Genomic DNA, 20213 nt, shown 5'->3' on the forward strand with positions numbered 1-20213 from the left:
CTGCGTGATGAACTTCGACGGCGCCACCGGCTACCTGATCGGCGAGCCGAACAAGGGCCTGCACTGCATGTTCACCATGATGAACCACGCCCGCCTGGGCACCGGCATGCAGGGCCTGTGCCTTGGCGAGACCAGCTACCAGGGCGCCGTGCGCTACGCCCGGGAGCGCTTGCAGATGCGCTCGCTGACGGGGCCGAAGGCGCCGGACAAGCCGGCCGACCCGATCATCGTGCACCCCGACGTACGGCGCATGCTGCTGACCATGAAGGCGTTCAACGAAGGCAACCGCGCGCTGGCCTACTTCACCGCCCAGTTGCTCGACACCGAGCACCTGTCGCAGGACGCCGCCGAGCGCGAGCGGGCCGCCGATCTGCTGGCCTTCCTGACACCGATCTGCAAGGCCTTCATGACCGAGACCGGGCAGGAGGTGACCAACCTCGGCATGCAGGTCTACGGCGGCCACGGCTACATCCGCGAGTGGGGCATGGAGCAGTTGGTCCGCGATTGTCGCATCGCACAGATCTACGAAGGCACCAACGGCATCCAGGCCCTCGACCTGCTTGGCCGCAAGGTACTGGGCAGCCAGGGCAAGCTGTTGCGCGGTTTCACCAAACTGGTCCACCAGTTGTGCCAGGCCCAGGCCGAGCATCCGCAACTGAAGGGACAGGTCGCGCAACTGGCGGCGCTGAACGCGCAGTGGGGCGAACTGACCCAGCAGGTGGGCCTGGCGGCGATGAAGAATGCCGACGAAGTGGGCGCCGCCTCGGTGGACTACCTGATGTTCTCCGGCTACGTGACCCTGGCCTATTTCTGGTTGCGCATCGCCCTGGTGGCGCGCGAGAAGCTGGATGTCGGCAGCGGCGAGGCCGCGTTCTACGAAGCCAAGCTGGCCACCGCCGACTTCTACTTCAGTCGCCTGCTGCCGCGCACCGCGGCGCACGCCGCGGCGATCCAGGCCGGCGCGGCGGGCCTGATGAGCCTGTCGGCGGAGCAGTTTTCGCTCTAGCGGCTGCCGGGGCAGGGGCGCGGCGCTTCTTCCCCCCGGTTTCTCCCCCACCCGCCGGGCCCGTCGGACTCCCGGCGAACTCGCTCGAGCCCGCGAAAAGCGGGCTTTTTCATGCCTGTCGCATAGAAGACCGATATAGACTTAATGGTCACGACGTGACGCTACAAGTCCGAAATGTTGGTGGTGTAGACTCGGCCGCGGCACGCCTTTCGTGCCTCCATTTTGTTGCCGCTGGCCCCCGGCCGGCGATCGGTACGATCGAGGATTCCCCCACATGGCTGATTACAAAGCTCCGCTGCGCGACATGCGCTTCGTCCTCAATGAGGTGTTCGAGGTCTCCCGGCTCTGGGCGCAACTGCCGGCGCTGGCCGAAGTGGTCGACGCCGAGACCGCCGCGGCGATCCTCGAAGAGGCCGGCAAGGTCACCGCCGGTACCATCGCCCCGCTGAACCGTCCGGGCGACGAGGAAGGCTGCCAGTGGAACGCTGGCGCGGTGAGCACCCCGGCCGGCTTCCCCGAGGCCTACCGGACCTACGCCGAAGGCGGCTGGGTCGGCGTCGGCGGTGATCCGGCCTACGGCGGCATGGGGATGCCCAAGGTGATCTCGGCGCAGGTCGAGGAACTGGTCAACTCGGCCAACCTGTCGTTCGGCCTGTATCCGATGCTGACCGCCGGCGCCTGCCTGGCGCTCAATGCCCATGCCAGCGACGAATTGAAGGACAAGTACCTGCCGAACATGTACGCCGGTATCTGGGCCGGTTCCATGTGCCTGACCGAGCCGCATGCCGGCACCGACCTGGGCATCATCCGCACCAGGGCCGAGCCGCAGGCCGACGGCTCCTACAAGATCAGCGGGACCAAGATCTTCATCACCGGCGGCGAGCATGACCTGACCGAGAACATCATCCACCTGGTGCTGGCCAAGCTGCCCGACGCCCCGGCCGGGCCGAAGGGCATCTCGCTGTTCCTGGTGCCGAAGGTGCTGGTCAACGCCGACGGTTCGCTGGGCGAGAAGAACAGCCTGGGTTGCGGCTCCATCGAGCACAAGATGGGGATCAAGGCCTCGGCCACCTGCGTGATGAACTTCGACTGCGCCACCGGTTGGCTGGTGGGCGAGGTCAACAAGGGCCTGGCGGCGATGTTCACCATGATGAACTACGAGCGCCTTGGCGTCGGCATCCAGGGCCTGGCCACCGGCGAGCGCTCCTACCAGAGCGCCATCGAGTATGCCCGCGAGCGTATCCAGAGCCGCGCGCCGACCGGCCCGGTAGCCAAGGACAAGGCCGCCGACCCGATCATCGTGCACCCCGACGTGCGCCGCATGCTGCTCACCATGAAGGCGCTGAACGAAGGCGGCCGCGCCTTCTCCAGCTACGTCGCGATGCAGCTGGACACCGCCAAGTACAGCGAAGACGCGGTCACCCGCAAGCGTGCGGAAGAGCTGGTGGCGCTGCTGACCCCGGTGGCCAAGGCATTCCTCACCGACATGGGACTGGAAACCACTATCCATGGCCAGCAGATCTTCGGCGGCCACGGCTTCATCCGCGAATGGGGCCAGGAGCAACTGGTGCGCGACTGTCGCATCACGCAGATCTACGAAGGCACCAACGGCATCCAGGCGCTCGACCTGGTGGGGCGCAAGGTGATCGGCAGCGGCGGCGCCTTCTCCCGTCACTTCACCGACGAGATCAAGGCCTTCGTCGCTTCCGCCGACGAGGCCCTGGGCGAGTTCAGCAAGCCGCTGGCGGCCGCCGTGGAGAACCTGGAAGAGCTGACCGCCTGGCTGCTCGACCGTGCCAAGGGCAACCCCAACGAGATCGGCGCGGCGTCGGTCGAATACCTGCATGTGTTCGGCTATACCGCCTACGCCTACATGTGGGCATTGATGGCGCGCACCGCGCTGGCCAAGCAGGGCGAGGACGACTTCTACGCCAGCAAGCTGGGTACCGCGCGCTTCTACTTCGCCCGCCTGCTGCCGCGCATCCATTCCCTGAGCGCCTCCGTGCGCGCCGGCAGCGAGTCGCTGTACCTGCTGGACGCCGAGCAGTTCTGAGGCCTGGCGCCTGAGACGGAAAGCCCCGCGATGCGGGGCTTTTTTCTGGGCGCCGGGGGCTCGGCGCGCGGGACGGGTGGGGGTGGATATCCGCTTGCGGCTATCCGCCATTCCCAGGGTTTTCTCGGGGCCGTGATGGGACAGGGTGATCGGCGGATAACGCCGTTGGCGTTATGCGCCCTACGGCTCCTCGCGTAGGGTGGGCGGTAGGGCGAATAACCGCTTGCGGTTATCCGCCATTCCCGTGGTTTTTCTCGTGCCGTGATGGGACAGGGGTGTCGTGGCCCGTCGCGGAGGATACGGGGATATCCGTTGATGGCGTCTCGCCCGAGCCTCAGTGCGAGGTTCCCTCCGCATAGCCGATCTTGTTGCCGACGTTGTACTTGCCCGACGGCTTGTTCATCGGCAGTCGCTTCACTTCCTCCAGGCTGTGCGCGTCGTAGACCACCAGCGCGCCGTCGCGGTCCCAGACGCTGAGCAGGGCGTAGCGGCCGTCGCGGGTGAACTCGACGTGGCCGGCCACCTTGCCCGGGCTGGGGCGCAGGCGATGGGCGATTTCCAGGGTCTGCTTGTCGATCAGCAGGATCTCGTCGTGTTTCTTGCCAAGGAAGGTATCGGTCCAGGCGTAGGGCGAGTCGGCATGGCTGCGCATGAAGAAGCCGGGGCCGTCGGTGACGATTTCCTTCAACGGCTTCCAGTTTTGCAGGTCGATCACCGAGATCACCCCGCGGCTGATGTTCGGCGTAGCGAACACCCAGCGCCCGTCGCGCTTCCAGTAGATGCCCGAGCCGAGGTGCGGCATGCCCGACAGCGGGATCGAGGCGACCCGCGCGCCGCTGTCCAGCTCGATCACCTCGCCGCCCCTGGCCTGCCGCGAGCTGCCCAGCAGGTAGCGGTAGTCGGGGCTGAAGGAGAAGTCGTCGAGGTAGTCGGCCACCGCCAACCGTTTCGGCGCGACCGGCTTGCCGTTGGCATAGGGCAGCTCCCACAGCTCGTGGACGTCCTTCAGGGCGACCACGAAGCTGTGCCGCGGCGGTGCCGTGTATACCGCGCTGACCCGCGAGGCCTGGCCCTGGGCGTCGGCCGCCGGGATGACCTGCACCAGGGACAGGTCGCGGGCGTCCAGCAGCACCAGGTTGCCGGGCAGGTAGTTGCCCACCAGGACCCAGCGCCCGTCGTCGCTGACCGCCAGGTTGCGCGTGTTGAGGCCGGCGCGGACCTCGGCGACCACCTTCAGGTTGTACAGGTCGTAGAGGGTCACCCAGCCGTCGCGCGAGGCGAAGTACACCAGGCGCCCGTCCGGGGAGAACTTCGGACCACCGTGCAGGGCGTAGCGCGATGGGAAGCGGGCGATGGGCTCGAAGCGATCGCCGTCGAGGATGGTCACGTGGTGGTCGCCGGATTCCACCACCACGAACAGGTTCAGCGGGTCGGCCTCGAAGCGCGGCCTGGACGGCAGGGTGGCGAGGGGATGCGGCTGAACCTGGCTGGCCCGGATGTCCTCGGCGCTCCACTGCGGTTCGCGCGGCGGCGTCTGGTAGAGATAGGCGACCAGGGCGTCCGCGGCGGCGGCGTCCAATTGACCGGCAAAGCCGGCCATCTGGGTTGCCGGGCGACCGTGCAGGATCACCTCGCGGGCCTGCGCCGGCTTCAGCCGCGAAAGGCTTTCCGGGAGCAGGGTCGGGCCGCTGCCGCCGAGCCGCCCGGCGCCGTGGCAGGCCTGGCAGTGCTGGCGGTAGAGCGCTTCCCCCGGCGCTTCGCCGGCCTGCGCGAGGGCGCCGAGGAGCAGGCCGAGGGCGAGACCGATCAGGCGCATGCGACGGCCTCGCGGCTGACCGGCGAGCCGGCGCCCAGGTATGAAGGATGCGCCATCGCGCGCTCGGCGAAGAGCGCCACCACCTGGCCGACGACGATCAGCGTCGGCGGCTTCAACTGGTAGCGTCGCGCCAGCGCCGGCAGCTCGGCAAGGGCGCCGCGGGTCACCTGCTGGCCCGCCTGGGTGCCCTGGCTGACCAGCGCCGCCGGGGTGTCGCCGGCGAGGCCGTGCTCGACCAGGCGCGCGGCGATCTCGGCGAGGTTGCCCAGGCCCATGTAGAACACCAGGGTCTGCTTGCCACGCGCCAGGCCGGCCCAGTCGAGGTCGAGGCGGCCGTCGTTCTGCAGGTGGCCGGTGACGAAGGTGCAGGACTGGGCGAGGTCGCGGTGGGTCAGCGGGATGCCGGCGTAGGTACTGCAACCGGAGGCGGCGGTGACGCCGGGGACCACCTGGCAGTCGACGCCGGCTTCGAGCAGGCGCTCCAGCTCCTCGGCGCCGCGACCGAAGATGAACGGGTCGCCGCCTTTCAGGCGGACCACCCGGCGTTGCTGCCGGGCCAGGCGCACCAGCAGCTCGTTGATTTCTTCCTGCGGCAGGCTGTGGTGGCCGCAGCGCTTGCCGACGTAGATGCGCTGGCAGCTTTCCGGCAGAAGGGCGATCAGCTCGCGGGCGACCAGGCGGTCGTAGACCACCACCTCGGCCTGTTGCAGCAGGGCCCAGGCGCGCAGGGTGAGCAGGCCCGGATCGCCGGGGCCGGCGCCGACCAGGGCGACGCTGCCGGCAGGGAAATCGACATCGAGGAGGGACGGCGGAATCACGGTAGTGTTCATGAGGCTTTCCTTAGACGGCGTGCAGCGCGATGCGCTCGAGGCCGATTTCCTGATCGCTGAGGTAGCAGCCGGGGTCTTCGCCCCAGAGTTCTCCGCCGGCCCAGGCGCGGGTGCGGGTGTTGCCGTTGCAGATGTCCAGCCAGCGGCATTGGCTGCAGCGCCCGACCACCGGTCGCGGGCGCTGGCGCAGTTGCAGGAGCAGCGGGTCGGGGCGCTCGAACCAGAAGTCGGCGAAGCGCTGATGGCGGATGTTGCCGACGCTGTGGTGCCACCAGTAGCTGTCCGGATGCACCTCGCCGGTGTTGTCGATGTTGGCGATGCCCTCGCCCGAGGCGTTGCCGCCCCAGTCCAGCAGCAGCTCGCAGAGACGCGCCAGTTGCTGCGGGCGGCGGCGCTTGAGCCAGTCGAGGAGAAGGATCGCGTCGGCGTCGTTGTTGCCGGTGACGAAGTCGCTGTCGCGCCCCTGCCGGATGTCCTCGTCGGCCCGTTCGAAGAGCAGCGCGAGGGCCTCGCGGGTGCGCCGGTGGTGGGCGTCGAGGGCGCGGCTGCGGCGGCCGCGGCCACTGTAGTTGAGGTGCGAGAGGTAGAACTTCTGCACGTCGAGTTCGCGCATCAGGTCGAGCAGTGCCGGTAGTTGCGCGGCGTTCTCCTCGGTCAGGGTGGTGCGCATGCCGACGCGGATATCCGCCTCGCGGCACAGGCGCATGGCCGCCAGCGCGGCGTCGAAGCTGCCCTGCTTCTGGCGGAAGCGGTCGTGGGTCTCGCGCAGGCCGTCGAGGCTGATGCCGACGTAGTCGAAGCGGGCCTCGGCGACGCGCTGGATGTTGCCTTCGTCGATCAGCGTACCGTTGCTCGACAGCGCCACGAACATCCCGGCCTGGCGCGCATGGGCGGCGATCTCGAAGAGGTCCGGGTGCATCAGCGGTTCGCCGCCGGAGAGGATCAGCACGCGCACTCCGGCGGCGCGCAGGTCGTCGATGCCGCGAAGGATTTCCGCGGTCTCCAGCTCGCCACGGAAGTCGCTGTCGGCGGAGGTGGAGTAACAGTGCTTGCAGGTCAGGTTGCAGCGCCGCAGCAGGTTCCAGATCACCACCGGGGCGCGCCTGCCGCCGGCGCGGCGCGGCGCCGGCGCGTCCTCGGCGAGGCTGCGCAGGTAATGGCTGATCCTCAGCATGGACGTTCCTCCTTCTGCGCCAGGCGCAGGCCGGTCTTCTTCAGGATGCGGCTGCTCACCAGCATCTCGTCGGCGCGACAGTCCTCGCCGAGCAGCAGGCGGATCTGCTGGCGGTAGCCTTCGATCTCCGCTTCGCTGCGGCCGTGGACCATGGCGAACAGGTTGTAGCGCCACTGCGGCAGATGGCGCGGGCGCCGGTAGCAATGGCTGACGAAGGACAGCCCGCCTACCAGCCGGCCGAGGCGTTCGATGCGTTCGTCGGCGACGTCCCAGACGGTCATGCCGTTGTGCCGGTAGCCAAGGCGATAGTGGTTGGGCACCGCGGCGATGCGCCGGATCACCCCTGCGTCGCGCAGGCGCTTCAGCAGCGCCAGGGTCTCCGCCTCGCTCAGCCGCAGTTGCGCGGCGATCCACGCCCAAGGGTCGGCGACCAGCGGCAGGCCGGCCTGGGTCAGTTCGATCAGGCGGCGGGCGAGCAGGGCGTCAGAGGGGGAAATGCAGGCCGACATGGTAGGTCGCCTCCTTGGGCAGGTCGAGTACCGCCAGCCCGCTCTCGCGCTCCAGCCGTGCGAGGGTCTCGGCGACCTCCACCGGGCTGTCGCAGGCGACCACCAGCCACATGTTCAGGGCGTGCTCGCGACGGTAGTTGTGGGCGACCTGCGGCCAGCCGGCGAGCAGCGCGGCGATCTCTTCGAAACGCGCCTCCGGCACGCTCATGGCGGCGAGGGTGAAGGCGCCGCCGAGGGGCTCGATGTCGAACAGCGGACCGAAGCGGGTCAGGGTGCCGTCGTCGAGCAGGTCGTCGAGGCGGCGCAGGATGTCTTCCTCGCGGCAATCCAGCTCGGCGGCGAGCAGCGCGTAGGGATGCGGCTCCAGTGGCAGGCCGTGTTGCAGGCGGTTCAGCAGGCACCGGTCGAACTCATCCATGGCGGCGCTCCAGGTCGGCCGGCGGCGCGGTGTAGCGGCCGCCACACTGCTTGTAGGCGCGCAGGCTGAACAGCCAGCGGTGCGGTGTCTGGCGCAGGGCGTGGCGCTCCAGCAGGGCCTCGATCTGGCGTTCCACTTCGCCGCGCTCGCGGCCGTGGATCATGCAGAACAGGTTGTATGGCCACATCGGCAGGCGACGCGGGCGGCGGTAACAGAGCGAGACGATAGATTCGTGGGCGAGGGCGCGGCCGACGGCGTCGACCTCCGCGTCGGCGACGTCCAGCACCAGCATGGCGTTGGCGGTATAGCCCAGGGCGCGGTGGTGGAGGATCACCCCGAAGCGGCGGAACAGGCCGTCTTCGTCCCAGCGGCGGACCTGTTCCAGCACTTCGTCTTCGCCGGCGCCGATGCGTTCGGCGAGCACCCGGTAGGGCCGGCTGGCCAGCGGCAGGCCCTGTTCCAGCAGGTAGCGCAGGTGTTGCCGCTGCGGCGCGGCGAGGGGTTCGACGGGGTTCATCGGCTGGCCTCCAGTGGAAACGCGAGGTCGATGCAGTAGGCTTCCTGCATCGGCAGGTCGAGGGGTTGCAGGCCGGTGTCGGCGGCGATCTCCGCCAGTACCCGGTCGAGTTGCGCGCGGTCGCCGGCGGTGAGCACGAACCACAGGTTGTAGCGGTGTTCGCGCTGGTAGTTGTGGTTGACCTCGGCGTACTGGCTGATGCGCTCGGCGACCCGTTGCAGACGCTCCTCGGGCACCGCCAGGGCAGCCAGGGTGCTGGCCCCGGCGCGTTGGTGGCGGAGCACCGGGCCGACCCGCGACAACGCGCCGTCGGCTTCCAGGCGACGCAGCCGTTCGAGCACCTCGGCTTCGCTGCAACCCAGGGTTTCGGCCATCCGCCGATAGGGTTCCGCGCAGATCGGCAGGCCTTTCTGGTAGCGGGCGAGGAGGCGGCGGGAGAGGTCGTCCATGGTGCCTCCTAGAGTCCGATGTGCTGGGCGCGGTGGCTGAAGAAGATGCCGCTCGGGCTGCGGGCCGGAAGGCTGCCGATGCGCTCCAGGCGGTACGGGTCCCAGACCTGCAACTGGTCGGCGTCGCGCACCGAGATCCAGACCTGGTCGCCGCGCCCGCTGAATTCCATGTGCAGCACGCCGGGGCCGGGGCGCAAGGTCTCGATCACCTGGTGGGTCTCGCTGTCGATGACCTGCACCTTGTCGTTGTCCGGGTAGGCGAAGTTGACCCAGATCTGCCGGTCGTCCGGTCGAGTCATGACGAACACCGGCTGGCCGGCGACGTCGATGGCGTCGGTCTGCTTCCAGTCGCGCGCGTCGAGCACCAGCACCTGGTGATGGCCGACCGCCGGGACGAAGGCCTGGTCGCTGGCGATGGTCCAGCCCTCCAGGTGCGGCATCTTGTACACCGGCAGCTTGCGTTGGCCGCGGCCGTAGTCGCCGAGTACGCGCCTGACGCCGCGCTCCGGGTGCCAGAGGTCGAGCTGGGCCATGCCGTCCTCGCCGAACAGGCCGGCCATGTAGTAGCGCCCGTCGGGGCTGATGAGGGCGTCGTAGGGTTGCTTGCCGACATCGCGGAAGCGGGTCAGGCGCGGCGTGTCGCCCTGGCTGAAGTCGGCGATCCAGATCTCGCCGCTGTCGAACAGGCTGAACACGAAGCGCTGCCCGGGCGCGTCGACCAGGCCGACCACCCGGGAATTCCTGTCCTGGCCGGGGAGGCGGGTGGCGGGAATCTCGGCGACCAGCTCCAGGGTGCGGCTGTCGAACACCTTGACCCCGCCCGGCTCGTAGTTGGATACCGCGACCAGCCGACCGTCCTGGCTGATCGCTCCGCCGATGCTGTTGCCGCCCTGGATCAGGCGCTTGTCGATGCGCTGTGCCAGCAGGTCGAGCTTGGTCAGGCCGCCGTCGCGCCCGAACACGTAGGCGTAGCGCTGGTCGCGGGAGAACACCAGGGAGGCGTGGGACAGGTCGCCGAGGCCTTCGACCCGCGCCAGCGAGGTCTTCGCCGTGCCGTCGAGGATCTGCACGCTGCCGTCGGCGCGTTCGATCAGCACGCCGAGGTCGCCGCTGCCGCGCAAGGGCGGCTGCTGGCTACAGCCGGCGAGCAGGGCGAGGAAAAGCGGCGCGAGGGGACGCAGGTTCATGGGGCGATCTCTCCTTCGATCAGGCGGTCCACCAGCCAGCCGGCGTCGTCTTCGCTGAGCAGGCCGGCCCAGGGGGGCATCGGGGTTTGCGGACGGCCCATGAGCACGGTGGCGACCAGCGATTCGCGCGGCTTGCCGCGCAGGGCCTCGGGGGTCAGTGCCGGGCCGAGGCCGCCGGTCAGGCGCAGGCCGTGGCAGGAGCCGCAGTCCTGCAACAGCAGGTGACGCAACTGGGCCTGGCGACGGGCATCGGGATGCTCGTCGGCCAGGCCCGGAAGAGGACAGGCGAACGTCAGCGCGAGGGCCAGCCACAAGGCGTGGCTGGCGGCGCGCCGGAAGTCCGGAGGGGCGTTCATTTCTGCGACAGGACCCACTTCGCCAGGGTCTGCGCCTCGTCGTCGCTGACCGCGTTCGGCGGCATCGGGATCGGGCCCCAGACGCCCTGGCTGCCGTTCTTGATCCGCTGCGCGAGTTCCGCTTCGGCGCCGGCCTGGCCGGCGAACTTGGCGGCGACGTCCTTGTAGGCCGGGCCGACCATCTTGGTGTCGATGGCATGGCAGGCCACGCAGCCCTTGTTCTTGAACAGCACTTCGGGATCTTCGGCCCAGGCGCCCTGGGCGAGCAGGGTGCCGGCGGCGAGCAGCGAAAGCAGTGCGTACGGTTTCATCACGGTTCCTCGTAGGGGGGAGCGTGCGGGGCGTGCCCCGCACGCGGGTCTCAGTACACGTCGTGCTGGGTGTTGTAGACGTTGAACTTGCCGGTCGGGGTGATCAGCCGCGGGTCCTTGACCACGGCCTTGAGCTTCAGGGTCTTGTCGTCCACCACCACCAGCGCGGAGCTGTCGTTCTTGCCGTTCCACACCGAGAACCAGACTTCATCGCCGCGCTTGTTGTACTCGGGCTGCACCACCCGCTTGGCGCCTTCGCCGAGATCGGCCCATTCGGCGATCGGCAGCACCTGGTACTTGGCGTCGAGGTTCTTCAGGTCGAACACCGCGACGCTCTGGCTGATCCTGGCGTCGGGGTTGAAGGTGGTGTCGACGTAGAGGTGCGAGGACTTCGGATGGGTCTTGATGAACAGCGAGCCGCCGCCCTGGCCCTGTAGCTCGGCGACTTTCTTCCAGGCGTACTGCGGATGGTTCTTCGGATCGGTGCCGATCAGCGAGATGCTGCCGTCGCCCAGGTGGCTGGTGCTCCACACCGGGCCGTACTTGGGATGCACGAAGTTGGCGCCACGCCCCGGGTGCGGGGTCTTGCCGACGTCGACCAGGGCTGACAGGCGACGGTCCTTGGAGTCGATCACGGCAACCTTGTTGGAGTTGTTGGCGGCGGTCATGAAGTAGCGGTGGCTGCTGTCCCAGCCGCCGTCGTGGAGGAACGGCGCCGCGCCGATGCTGGTGACGGTGAGGTTGTCGATGTCCTTGTAGTTGACCAGCAGGACCTTGCCGGTCTCCTTCACGTTGACGATGAACTCGGGGTGCTCGTGGGAGGCGATGATCGCCGCCACGCGCGGTTCCGGGTGGTAGGTCTGGGTGTCTACGGTCATGCCGCGGGTGGAGACGATCTGCTTCGGTTCCAGGGTCTCGCCGTCCATGATCGCGAACTGCGGCGGCCAGTAGGCGCCGGCGATGGTGTAGCGGTCCTCGTAGCCCTTGAACTTGGAGCTTTCCACCGAGCGCGCCTCGATGCCGATCTTGATCTCGGCGACCTTGGTCGGCTCCTTGGCCCACAGGTCGATCATGTCGATCCGCGCGTCGCGGCCGATCACCAGCAGGTAGCGGCCGGAAGCGGACATCCGCGAGATGTGCACGGCATAGCCGGTATCGATGACCTTGACGATCTTCTTGCTGTCGCCGTCGACCAGGGCGATCTGCCCGGCGTCGCGCAGGGTCACCGAGAACAGGTTGGGCAGGTCGAGGTCGTTGAGCTGTTTCTTCGGCCGGTCCTCCGGCTTCACCAGCACCTTCCACGATTCGCGCATCTCCTGCATGCCCCACTCCGGCGGTTGCGGCGGGGTGTGCTGGATGTACTTGGCCATCAGGGTGATCTGTTCCTTGCTCAGCTCGCCGGAGCTGCCCCAGTTCGGCATGCCCAGCGGGGTGCCGTAGGTGATCAGCGCTTCCAGGTATTGCTGGCCGCGTTGCTGGGTGATGTCCGGGGTCAGCGGCTTGCCGGTGGCGCCCTTGCGCAGGACGCCGTGGCAACCGGCGCAGCGTTGGAAGTAGATCTGCTTGGCCTCGTTGAACTCGCTTTCACTCATGTCGGGGGCACCGTTGGTGCGCACCACGTGAGCGGGATCGACGGCGGAAGCGGCACCCTGGTATTGCTCGGCGGCTTTCATGTCGTCCTTGGCGTGAGCGGTGGCCAGGCCCAGCAGCGTCAGCGAGGCGAGCAAGGTGCCCACCAGTGGCTTGCCAAATGGCATGGTCTATCTCCTCAGGAGCCCTGCGAGGCGCTCCCTTAGCAGTGTTTTGGGGGTGGCTGCGTCGGGAACTCCCGGGAATTCATGGCGCGAAAGGATCATAGAAAGCAGGGTCTTTACCCTTGCTTGACCGGAATCAAGATTGCGTTGCTTTGCGCTTGTGGCACCTTCCAACTGTGAATAGCGTGCGGTCCTAATCCCTAGCGCAGGAGTAGGACATGCGGGACGCGACACCCTTCTACGAGGCCACCGGCCATGAGATCGAAGTCTTCGAGCGCGCCTGGCGGCACGGCCTGCCGGTATTGCTCAAGGGCCCCACCGGTTGCGGCAAGACCCGCTTCGTCCAGTACATGGCGCGGCGCCTGGAACTGCCGCTGTACAGCGTCGCCTGCCACGACGACCTGGGCGCCGCCGACCTGCTCGGCCGCCATCTGATCGGCGCCGACGGCACCTGGTGGCAGGACGGCCCGCTGACCCGCGCAGTGCGCGAAGGCGGTATCTGCTACCTGGACGAAGTGGTGGAGGCGCGCCAGGACACCACGGTCGCCATCCACCCGCTGGCCGACGACCGCCGCGAGCTGTACCTGGAGCGCACCGGCGAGACGTTGCAGGCGCCGCCTTCGTTCATGCTGGTGGTGTCCTACAACCCCGGCTACCAGAACCTGCTCAAGGGCCTGAAGCCCAGCACCCGGCAGCGTTTCGTCGCGTTGCGCTTCGACTACCCGGCGGCGCAGCAGGAGGCACGCATCCTGGTCGGCGAAAGCGGTTGCGCCGAGGCCCTGGCGCAGCGCCTGGTGCAGTTGGGCCAGGCGCTGCGGCGGCTGGAGCAGCACGACCTGGAGGAAGTCGCCTCGACCCGCCTGCTGATCTTCGCCGCGCGCCTCATCGGCGACGGCATGGACCCGCGCGAGGCGTGCCGGGTGGCGCTGGCCGAACCGCTCTCGGACGACCCGGCGACGGTGGCGGCGCTGATGGACATCGTCGATCTCCATGTCGCCTGATACCGTCGAGCGGCGCCTGCCCGGCGACCTGGCGATGTGGTTCTTCATCCTCGCCGAACTCAGCGTGTTCAGCCTGCTGCTGCTGGCGTTCGCCGGCGCCCAGGCCTGGCAGCCGGAGCTGTTCCGCGCCGGCCGGGGGCAACTGGATAGCCGCTGGGGCCTGTTGCTGACCGTGGCCCTGCTCAGCTCCGGCTGGCTCGCCGCGCTGGCGGTGCATGCGGTGCGCCGCGGACGGCCGCGCCAGGCGAGCGGCTGGTTGCTGGCGGCGCTGCTGCTGGCGCTGGTCTATGTCGGCCTGAAGTTGCACGAGTACGGGCGGCTCGCCGACCTCGGCCTGGACATCGAACACGACACTTTCTTCACCCTCTACTGGTGCCTGACCGGTTTCCATTTCCTCCACGTCCTGCTCGGCCTGCTGATCCTCGGCTGGCTGGCGCAGGCCTGCTGGCGCCGGTGTTATACGCCGCAGGCTTGCTCGGGACTGGAGTCGGGAGTGCTCTACTGGCACATGGTCGACCTGGTCTGGGTGCTGCTGTTCCCGCTGGTCTACGTCCTGCAATGAGGTGCCGATGCGAACCCTGACCCTCTGCTGGCTGGCGTTGCTGGCGCTGGCCGTGGCCGGCGTGCTGCTGGGCGGTGCCGGCGACTCTCCCTGGCTGCTGGCGGCGGTGCTGGCCTGCGCGGTGGCCAAGGGCTGGCTGATCGGCGAGCGCTTCATGGAGCTGGCCCATGCCCCGGCGCTATGGCGCCGCCTGCTGCTGGCCTGGCCGCTGCTGATGGCCCTGGCGGTGGGCGCTGCGCTGTACCTGGCGCGGATGAATAACTGAGTAAATCGTTCGGGAATCTTGATTGCCATCAAGCGGGTTCGCCGCCGCCGCTTCCTAGAATCGCCGCACCACCCATTCCAGGAGGCCGCATGTCCGAGACCTTTACCAAAGGCATGGCCAGGAACATCTATTTCGGCGGGAGTGTGTTCTTCATCCTGCTGTTCCTGGCCCTGACCTACCACACCGAGAAGACCCTGCCCGAGCGCACCAACGAGGCCGCGATGAGCGCCGCGGTGGTGCGCGGCAAGCTGGTCTGGGAGCAGAACAACTGCGTCGGCTGCCACACCCTGCTCGGCGAGGGTGCCTACTTCGCGCCGGAGCTGGGCAACGTGGTCGGACGCCGTGGCGGCGAGGAGGGCTTCAACACCTTCCTCCAGGCCTGGATGAAGATCCAGCCGCTGAACGTGCCGGGCCGCCGCGCCATGCCGCAGTTCCATCTCAGCGAAGGGCAGGTCGACGACCTGGCCGAGTTCCTCAAGTGGAGCTCGAAGATCGATACCAACCAATGGCCGCCGAACAAGGAGGGTTGATGATGTCGCCCAATGGCTCCCTGAAATTCGCCTCGCAGGCGGTCGCCAAACCCTACTTCGTGTTCGCCCTGATCCTCTTCGTCGGGCAGATCCTGTTCGGCCTGATCATGGGCCTGCAGTACGTGGTCGGCGACTTCCTGTTCCCGGCGATCCCCTTCAACGTCGCGCGCATGGTGCACACCAACCTGCTGATCGTCTGGCTGCTGTTCGGCTTCATGGGCGCTGCCTACTACCTGGTGCCGGAGGAGAGCGACTGCGAGCTGTACAGCCCGAAGCTGGCCTGGATCCTGTTCTGGGTATTCGCCGCCGCCGGCGTGCTGACCATCCTCGGCTACCTGCTGGTGCCCTACGCCGGCCTGGCCAGGCTCACCGGCAACGAACTGTGGCCGACCATGGGCCGCGAGTTCCTCGAACAGCCGACCATCAGCAAGGCGGGCATCGTGATCGTCGCCCTGGGCTTCCTGTTCAACGTCGGCATGACCGTGCTGCGCGGGCGCAAGACCGCCATCAGCATGGTCCTGATGACCGGCCTGATCGGCCTCGCCCTGCTGTTCCTGTTCTCCTTCTACAACCCGGAAAACCTCACCCGCGACAAGTTCTACTGGTGGTGGGTGGTGCACCTGTGGGTGGAAGGCGTGTGGGAACTGATCATGGGTGCGATCCTCGCCTTCGTGCTGGTGAAGATCACCGGGGTCGACCGCGAGGTGATCGAGAAGTGGCTCTACGTGATCATCGCCATGGCGCTGATCAGCGGCATCATCGGCACCGGCCACCACTACTTCTGGATCGGCGTGCCCGGCTACTGGCTGTGGCTCGGCTCGGTATTCTCGGCGCTGGAGCCGCTGCCGTTCTTCGCCATGGTGCTGTTCGCCTTCAACACCATCAACCGCCGCCGCCGCGACTATCCGAACCGCGCGGTCGCACTGTGGGCCATGGGCACCACGGTGATGGCCTTCCTCGGCGCGGGAGTGTGGGGCTTCATGCATACCCTGGCGCCGGTCAACTACTACACCCACGGCACCCAGCTCACCGCCGCCCACGGCCACATGGCCTTCTATGGCGCCTACGCGATGATCGTGATGACCATCATCTCCTACGCCATGCCGCGCTTGCGCGGGATCGGCGAGGCGATGGACAACCGCTCGCAGGTCCTGGAGATGTGGGGCTTCTGGCTGATGACCGTGGCGATGGTGTTCATCACCCTGTTCCTCTCCGCGGCCGGGGTGCTGCAGGTCTGGCTGCAACGGATGCCGGCGGACGGCGCGGCGATGACCTTCATGGCCACCCAGGACCAGCTGGCGATCTTCTACTGGCTGCGCGAAGGCGCCGGGGTGGTGTTCCTCATCGGCCTGGTCGCCTACCTGCTGAGCTTCCGGCGCGGCAAGGCGGCCGCCTGAGATGGCCTTCGCCGTCGAGCTGGAGGAATGGGTCGGCGCCCACTGGCACCGCTTCATCACCCGCCATGCCAGCGGCGAGTTCGAGGCGGCGCGGGTGACCCTGGAGAGCATGCGGCGTCCGCTCGGCATGCTCTTCCGGGCGCTCGGCGGCGCACCGGGGGTAGCCCTCGAGGCGACCCCGGCGCGCCGCCTGCTGCTACGCCGCACCTGGTTGCAGCGGGTCGCCGGGACCTGCGAGCAGGCCCCGGTGTCCTGGTTCAACGGCGACAGCCTGCGCCTGCCGGAATCCCTCGCGGTCTATCCGCAGGCCGAGCTGAACCGCGAACTGTATCGCTGGCTGGCGCTGCTGGCGGCCAGCGCCGGGCCGCTGCGGCACTGGGCCCAGGACAACCAGCGCTGGGCGCGGCAGTTGCTCGATGCCTATCCGGCGCTGCGCCCGCGCTACGCCCGGCTGGTCGCCGCGCATCTGCGCCAGCGCCCGTCGCTGGACGATTGCCCGGCGGCAGACGCCGAACTGGAAATCGCCCTGCGCCGCGCGCTTGCCGAGCCGGGCAGCGTCGAGCGCTTCCCGCGAGTCGAGCGGGCGCCCTGGCCGGTGCCGCTGTGGCTGTATCCCGGCGAGCGCTGGACGCCTTCCGCCAGCGCGGAGGACGGCGAGGAAGCGGCCGCCGGCGCCGGCAAGCGCCAGGTCGCCCGCAGCGGAGCGCGCAAGCGCGCCGAGCGCATCGAGGAGCGCGACAGCGAACGCAACCTGCTGCTGTTCCGCCTGGAAAGCCTGCTCAGTTGGTCGGAGCACCTGGCCCTGGACCGCTGTAGCGACGACGAGGACGACCCGGACGGCGCGCGCGTCGCCGAAGACCTCGACTACCTGTCGCTGTCGCGCCAGCGCACGCAGAAGGGCGGCGGCCTGCGCCTGGATCTCGACCTGCCGGCCGCCGACTACGATGACCTGCCGCTCGGCCCCGGGCTGAAGCTGCCCGAGTGGGACTATCGGCAGCAGCGCCTGCTGAGCGACCACGTGCTGCTGCAACCGATGCGGCCGCGCGGCGCGACCAGCGCCAGCCTGCCGGCGCACCTGGAGAAGACCGCGCTGCATCTGCGCCGCCAGTTCGCCTGCCTGCGCGACGGCCGCCAACGCCTGCGCCAGCAGCCGCAAGGCGACGAGATCGACCTCGATGCCTGGCTCGACTTCCAGGTCGAGCGGCGGCGCGGCGGTTCCACCCAGCCAGGCCTGTTCCTCGAACAGCGGCCGCGCCGGCGCGACCTCGCCTGCCTGTTGCTGGCGGACCTGTCGATGTCCACCGAAGCCTACCTCGACGACCAGCGGCGGGTGATCGACAGCATCGTCGACAGCCTGCTGCTGTTCGGCGAGGCATTGCAGGCACTGGGCGACCCCTTCGCGCTGTACGGGTTTTCCTCGGTGCGCCGGCAGCAGGTGCGCTGGCAGGTGCTGAAGGACTTCGACGAAGGCTACGGCGGCGAGGTCCGCGGTCGCGTGCTGGCGCTCTCGCCGGGCTACTACACGCGGATGGGCGCGGCGATCCGCCGGGCCAGCCAGGTGCTCGGCGGGCAGCCGCAGAAGCGTCGCCTGCTGTTGCTGTTGAGCGACGGCAAGCCCAACGACCTGGACCGCTACGAGGGCCGCTACGGCATCGAGGACACCCGCCAGGCGGTGATCGAGGCGCGCAGCCAGGGACTGGTGCCCTTCTGCATCACCATCGACAAGGAGGCGGCGGACTACCTGCCCTACCTGTTCGGCGCCGACGGCTTCGCGCTGGTCGAGCGCGCCGGGCAGTTGCCCGAGCGCCTGCTCCAGCTCTATCGGCGCCTGCGCCGCTGAGAGGCCTCAGGGAACATCGCGCGGCAGCCAGAGCATCATGCCCAGGCAGAACAGCGCCAGCCCGACGCAGAACCAGGCGAAGCGCCGCTGCCGGCGACCCTGGAGCTGGCGCTGGGAAGCGCTGGGCAGTGGCATGCCGCACTGTTCGCAGGCGCTTTCCGCGCCTTCGGTTTCATGGAGGCAATACAGGCATTGGCGCATGGGCGTTCTCGCGGGCTCGACCCCGCCAGCTTGCCGGTGGACGGGCCGTGGCGCGCTTGACCGCGATCAAGCGGCGGGGCTGTTCACTCGAAGCACTCCAGGCGTTCGCGGTCGAGGATGCTGATTTCGCGGCCGTCGAGGCGGATGATGCCCTCGTCGCCGAGGCGGTGCATGATCCGCGAGAAGGTTTCCGGCTGGATCGACAGGTGACCGGCCACCAGTTGCTTGGCCACCGGGATTTCCACCCGGCAGTTCTCCCCCGGCGCGTGGGCGGCGAGGGTCAGCAGGTAGCGCACCACGCGGTGGGTGGCGTTCTTCAGGGAAAGCGTCTCGATCTCGTCGATGCGCTGGTGCAGGCGGGTGCTGAGCTTGGCCAGCAGGGCCAGGGCCAACGGGGTGTTGTCCTGCAACTGGCGCAGGTAGGCCTTGTTGGAGAAACGGAACAGCTGGCTGGGCACCACGGCCTGGGCGGTGGCCACGTAGTTCGGGGTGTCCATGAACATCATCGCCTCGGCGAAGGTGTTGCGTTCGTTGGTCACTTCGAGAATCTTCTCCTGGCCTTCCGGGGTCAGCCGGTAGATCTTCACGCAGCCGGAAATCAGGTAGTAGAAGGCGTGCGCCGGCTCGCCCTGGCGGAACACGTAGGCGCCCTTGTCGAGGTTGACCAGGTCGCTGCTGGCGAGCAGTTCCTGGAGCTGGACGGGAGAAAGCGGTTCGAACAGGTGGTGGCTTTGCAGCAACTGCTGGTGGACGCGCTGGAATTCCATGCTGGGAAGGCTCGCGATGATGAGGGGACTGGCCACTGTAGCGGGCCCGGCGCAGATCATCTTGACGCACGGCAAGCTCGCGGCGGCTGGGTGTTGCCGTCGGTCCGGCGAGCGGAACTATTACAGCGTGTAAGCCAAGGCTTACAAACGGCGGTGGTTTTGGCTGCTTTCTCCCCCTCGCGGAGATGCGTAATCTTCAAACCGTCAGGACATTGCGCAGGAAGCGCCAAAGACAATACGGAAACTCAGGGAATCCACCATGGATGGTGGCGTAGCACGGATGTCAGGATAGAGGTCTGCAAAACCCCGCCCAAAAGGCGGGGTTTTTTATTGCCCGAGGAAAACCGCGTCGCTCAGACCACGCCTTCCAGCAGCGAGCGCAGCAGCTCGACGCTGGCGTGCTGGCGTTGCGCGTCGCGGTAGACCAGGCCGACCTTCAGCGGGATGCGCGGTTCGCTGAGCGGTTTCCACAGCAGCCGCTGGTTCGAGTGCATCTGCCGTGCCTTGCCCGGTAGAACGGTGGCGAAGCGGGTCTGCGGCAGGCTGTCGAGAATCCCGCTCATGTGGTTCAGTTCCGCCTGCACCCGCGGCCGCCGGCCGATCGCGGCGAGTTGCTCCTGCCAGATCTGGCGCGCACGGAACTCCTCGCCGAGCAGCAGCATCGGCAACTCCGCGGCCTGGGCCAGGGACACCTTCCTGAATTCCTTCAACGGGTGTTCCTCGGGGATCACCAACTGCAATTCGTCCTCGTACAGCTCGACGCTGTGCAGGCCCGGCTGGCGCGGCGGCAGGAAACCGATGCCGATGTCCAGGTTGCCGGTGAGCAGGCGCCGCTCGATGTCGATTCCCGACAGTTCGTAGATCTGCACCCGCAGGTGCGGCTGCGCGGCATGCAGGCGTTCGACCATGTACGGCACCAGGCTGGCGTTGACCGTCTGCAGCACGCCGATCGCCAGGCTGCGCGGGGTCTGCCCGCGGAATACGCGCATCGCCTCGCGGGCCCTTTCCAATCCCTCCAGCAGCGGTACCGCATGGTTGTACAGGGTGTGGGCGGCGACGGTCGGCAGCAGGCGCTTGCCGCTGCGCTGGAACAGCGAGACGTCGAGGTTCTGCTCCAACTGGCGGATCTGCTGCGAGAGGGCCGGTTGCGACAGGGCCAGGCGTTCGGCGGCGCGGCCGACGTGGCCTTCTTCGTAGAGCGCGACGAAATAGCGGAGTTGGCGAAAATCCATAAGCTGTTCTTATCGATGAAACTGGAAAATCGAAATGG

At 68.1% G+C, this 20213-nt stretch carries 22 protein-coding genes; 8 read left to right on the forward strand and 14 right to left on the reverse strand.

The genetic code is table 11. The annotated features are described in order from the left end of the window. The coding region (locus tag HMPREF2924_RS36625; protein ID WP_009877402.1) for an acyl-CoA dehydrogenase C-terminal domain-containing protein at positions 1-1006 on the forward strand (1006 nt) is incomplete at its 5' end. 274 nt (positions 1007-1280) lie between these two features. Then, positions 1281-3059, forward strand: a complete 1779-nt coding sequence (locus HMPREF2924_RS26170) for an acyl-CoA dehydrogenase C-terminal domain-containing protein (RefSeq protein WP_020751128.1) — start codon at positions 1281-1283, stop codon at positions 3057-3059. A 334-nt stretch (positions 3060-3393) separates the two neighbouring features. Here the strand turns inward: HMPREF2924_RS26170 and nirN are convergent, their stop codons facing one another. The 11 genes from nirN to nirS are packed head-to-tail and all read right to left on the reverse strand — an operon-like array spanning position 3394 to position 12383. Beyond that, complete coding sequence (gene nirN / locus HMPREF2924_RS26175) at positions 3394-4875, reverse strand: dihydro-heme d1 dehydrogenase (protein ID WP_003112134.1); 1482 nt, start codon at positions 4873-4875, stop codon at positions 3394-3396. After that, complete coding sequence (gene cobA / locus HMPREF2924_RS26180) at positions 4866-5705, reverse strand: uroporphyrinogen-III C-methyltransferase (protein ID WP_003129137.1); 840 nt, start codon at positions 5703-5705, stop codon at positions 4866-4868. Before cobA ends, nirN begins: the two co-directional genes overlap by 10 nt. A gap of 10 nt (positions 5706-5715) precedes the next feature. Next, positions 5716-6879 (reverse strand): heme d1 biosynthesis radical SAM protein NirJ, encoded by a 1164-nt coding sequence (gene nirJ / locus HMPREF2924_RS26185; RefSeq protein ID WP_003084852.1) that lies wholly within the window; start codon positions 6877-6879, stop codon positions 5716-5718. Then, positions 6873-7388 (reverse strand): siroheme decarboxylase subunit beta, encoded by a 516-nt coding sequence (locus HMPREF2924_RS26190; protein WP_003084858.1) that lies wholly within the window; start codon positions 7386-7388, stop codon positions 6873-6875. The genes nirJ and HMPREF2924_RS26190 overlap by 7 nt, the downstream gene beginning before the upstream one ends. Next, positions 7363-7806: an Lrp/AsnC family transcriptional regulator gene (locus HMPREF2924_RS26195; protein ID WP_003129139.1), complete on the reverse strand. Its 444-nt coding sequence runs from the start codon at positions 7804-7806 to the stop codon at positions 7363-7365. Before HMPREF2924_RS26195 ends, HMPREF2924_RS26190 begins: the two co-directional genes overlap by 26 nt. Further along, entirely contained in the window at positions 7799-8323 is a 525-nt protein-coding gene (locus HMPREF2924_RS26200; protein WP_003129140.1) for a siroheme decarboxylase subunit beta, read from the reverse strand. The genes HMPREF2924_RS26195 and HMPREF2924_RS26200 overlap by 8 nt, the downstream gene beginning before the upstream one ends. Next, entirely contained in the window at positions 8320-8772 is a 453-nt protein-coding gene (locus HMPREF2924_RS26205; protein ID WP_003084864.1) for an AsnC family transcriptional regulator, read from the reverse strand. The genes HMPREF2924_RS26200 and HMPREF2924_RS26205 overlap by 4 nt, the downstream gene beginning before the upstream one ends. 8 nt (positions 8773-8780) lie before the next feature. After that, a complete protein-coding gene (nirF, locus tag HMPREF2924_RS26210) occupies positions 8781-9959 on the reverse strand; it encodes a heme d1 biosynthesis protein NirF (protein ID WP_023094497.1) in 1179 nt (392 codons plus the stop codon). After that, positions 9956-10315, reverse strand: coding sequence for a cytochrome c55X (gene nirC, locus HMPREF2924_RS26215; protein WP_003084870.1), 360 nt, complete (start codon positions 10313-10315; stop codon positions 9956-9958). Before nirC ends, nirF begins: the two co-directional genes overlap by 4 nt. Then, positions 10312-10626: a cytochrome C-551 gene (nirM, locus tag HMPREF2924_RS26220; RefSeq protein WP_003129143.1), complete on the reverse strand. Its 315-nt coding sequence runs from the start codon at positions 10624-10626 to the stop codon at positions 10312-10314. The genes nirC and nirM overlap by 4 nt, the downstream gene beginning before the upstream one ends. Positions 10627-10676: 50 nt before the next feature. Next, positions 10677-12383 (reverse strand): nitrite reductase, encoded by a 1707-nt coding sequence (nirS, locus tag HMPREF2924_RS26225; protein ID WP_003129144.1) that lies wholly within the window; start codon positions 12381-12383, stop codon positions 10677-10679. Positions 12384-12598: 215 nt separating this feature from the next. On the opposite strand from nirS, the gene nirQ reads away from it, so the two are divergent. The 6 genes from nirQ to HMPREF2924_RS26255 all read left to right on the forward strand — a co-directional run bounded on the left by nirQ (position 12599) and on the right by HMPREF2924_RS26255 (position 17975). After that, on the forward strand, positions 12599-13381 hold the full coding sequence (gene nirQ, locus HMPREF2924_RS26230) for a transcriptional regulator NirQ (protein WP_003084875.1): 783 nt from the start codon (positions 12599-12601) through the stop codon (positions 13379-13381). 34 nt (positions 13382-13415) lie between these two features. Then, the gene (locus HMPREF2924_RS26235; RefSeq protein ID WP_003129145.1) at positions 13416-13943 is read left to right on the forward strand and encodes a cytochrome c oxidase subunit 3; all 528 of its coding nucleotides are present in this window, start codon (positions 13416-13418) and stop codon (positions 13941-13943) included. Positions 13944-13950: 7 nt separating this feature from the next. Then, complete coding sequence (locus HMPREF2924_RS26240) at positions 13951-14208, forward strand: cytochrome C oxidase subunit IV family protein (protein ID WP_003084879.1); 258 nt, start codon at positions 13951-13953, stop codon at positions 14206-14208. Positions 14209-14297: 89 nt separating this feature from the next. After that, complete coding sequence (norC, locus tag HMPREF2924_RS26245; protein ID WP_003084881.1) at positions 14298-14738, forward strand: nitric oxide reductase subunit NorC; 441 nt, start codon at positions 14298-14300, stop codon at positions 14736-14738. Then, entirely contained in the window at positions 14738-16135 is a 1398-nt protein-coding gene (norB, locus tag HMPREF2924_RS26250) for a nitric-oxide reductase subunit NorB (RefSeq protein ID WP_003084883.1), read from the forward strand. The genes norC and norB overlap by 1 nt, the downstream gene beginning before the upstream one ends. Before the next feature lies 1 nt (position 16136). Then, positions 16137-17975, forward strand: a complete 1839-nt coding sequence (locus HMPREF2924_RS26255; protein WP_003129146.1) for a nitric oxide reductase activation protein NorD — start codon at positions 16137-16139, stop codon at positions 17973-17975. 6 nt (positions 17976-17981) lie between these two features. On the opposite strand, the gene HMPREF2924_RS26260 is transcribed toward HMPREF2924_RS26255, so the two are convergent. The 3 genes from HMPREF2924_RS26260 to HMPREF2924_RS26270 form a co-directional block, all read right to left on the reverse strand. Beyond that, positions 17982-18176: a hypothetical protein gene (locus HMPREF2924_RS26260; RefSeq protein ID WP_003084889.1), complete on the reverse strand. Its 195-nt coding sequence runs from the start codon at positions 18174-18176 to the stop codon at positions 17982-17984. A gap of 83 nt (positions 18177-18259) precedes the next feature. Beyond that, positions 18260-18943 (reverse strand): transcriptional regulator Dnr, encoded by a 684-nt coding sequence (gene dnr, locus HMPREF2924_RS26265; RefSeq protein WP_003084891.1) that lies wholly within the window; start codon positions 18941-18943, stop codon positions 18260-18262. A 353-nt stretch (positions 18944-19296) separates the two neighbouring features. Then, positions 19297-20175 carry a LysR family transcriptional regulator gene (locus HMPREF2924_RS26270; protein ID WP_003084893.1) on the reverse strand — a complete coding sequence of 293 codons (879 nt, stop codon included), beginning with the start codon at positions 20173-20175 and terminating at the stop codon, positions 19297-19299. Between the last annotated feature and the right edge of the window lie 38 nt (positions 20176-20213).

It is taken from the genome of Pseudomonas sp. HMSC063H08 (assembly GCF_001813645.1).
Taxonomy (GTDB): domain Bacteria; phylum Pseudomonadota; class Gammaproteobacteria; order Pseudomonadales; family Pseudomonadaceae; genus Pseudomonas; species Pseudomonas aeruginosa.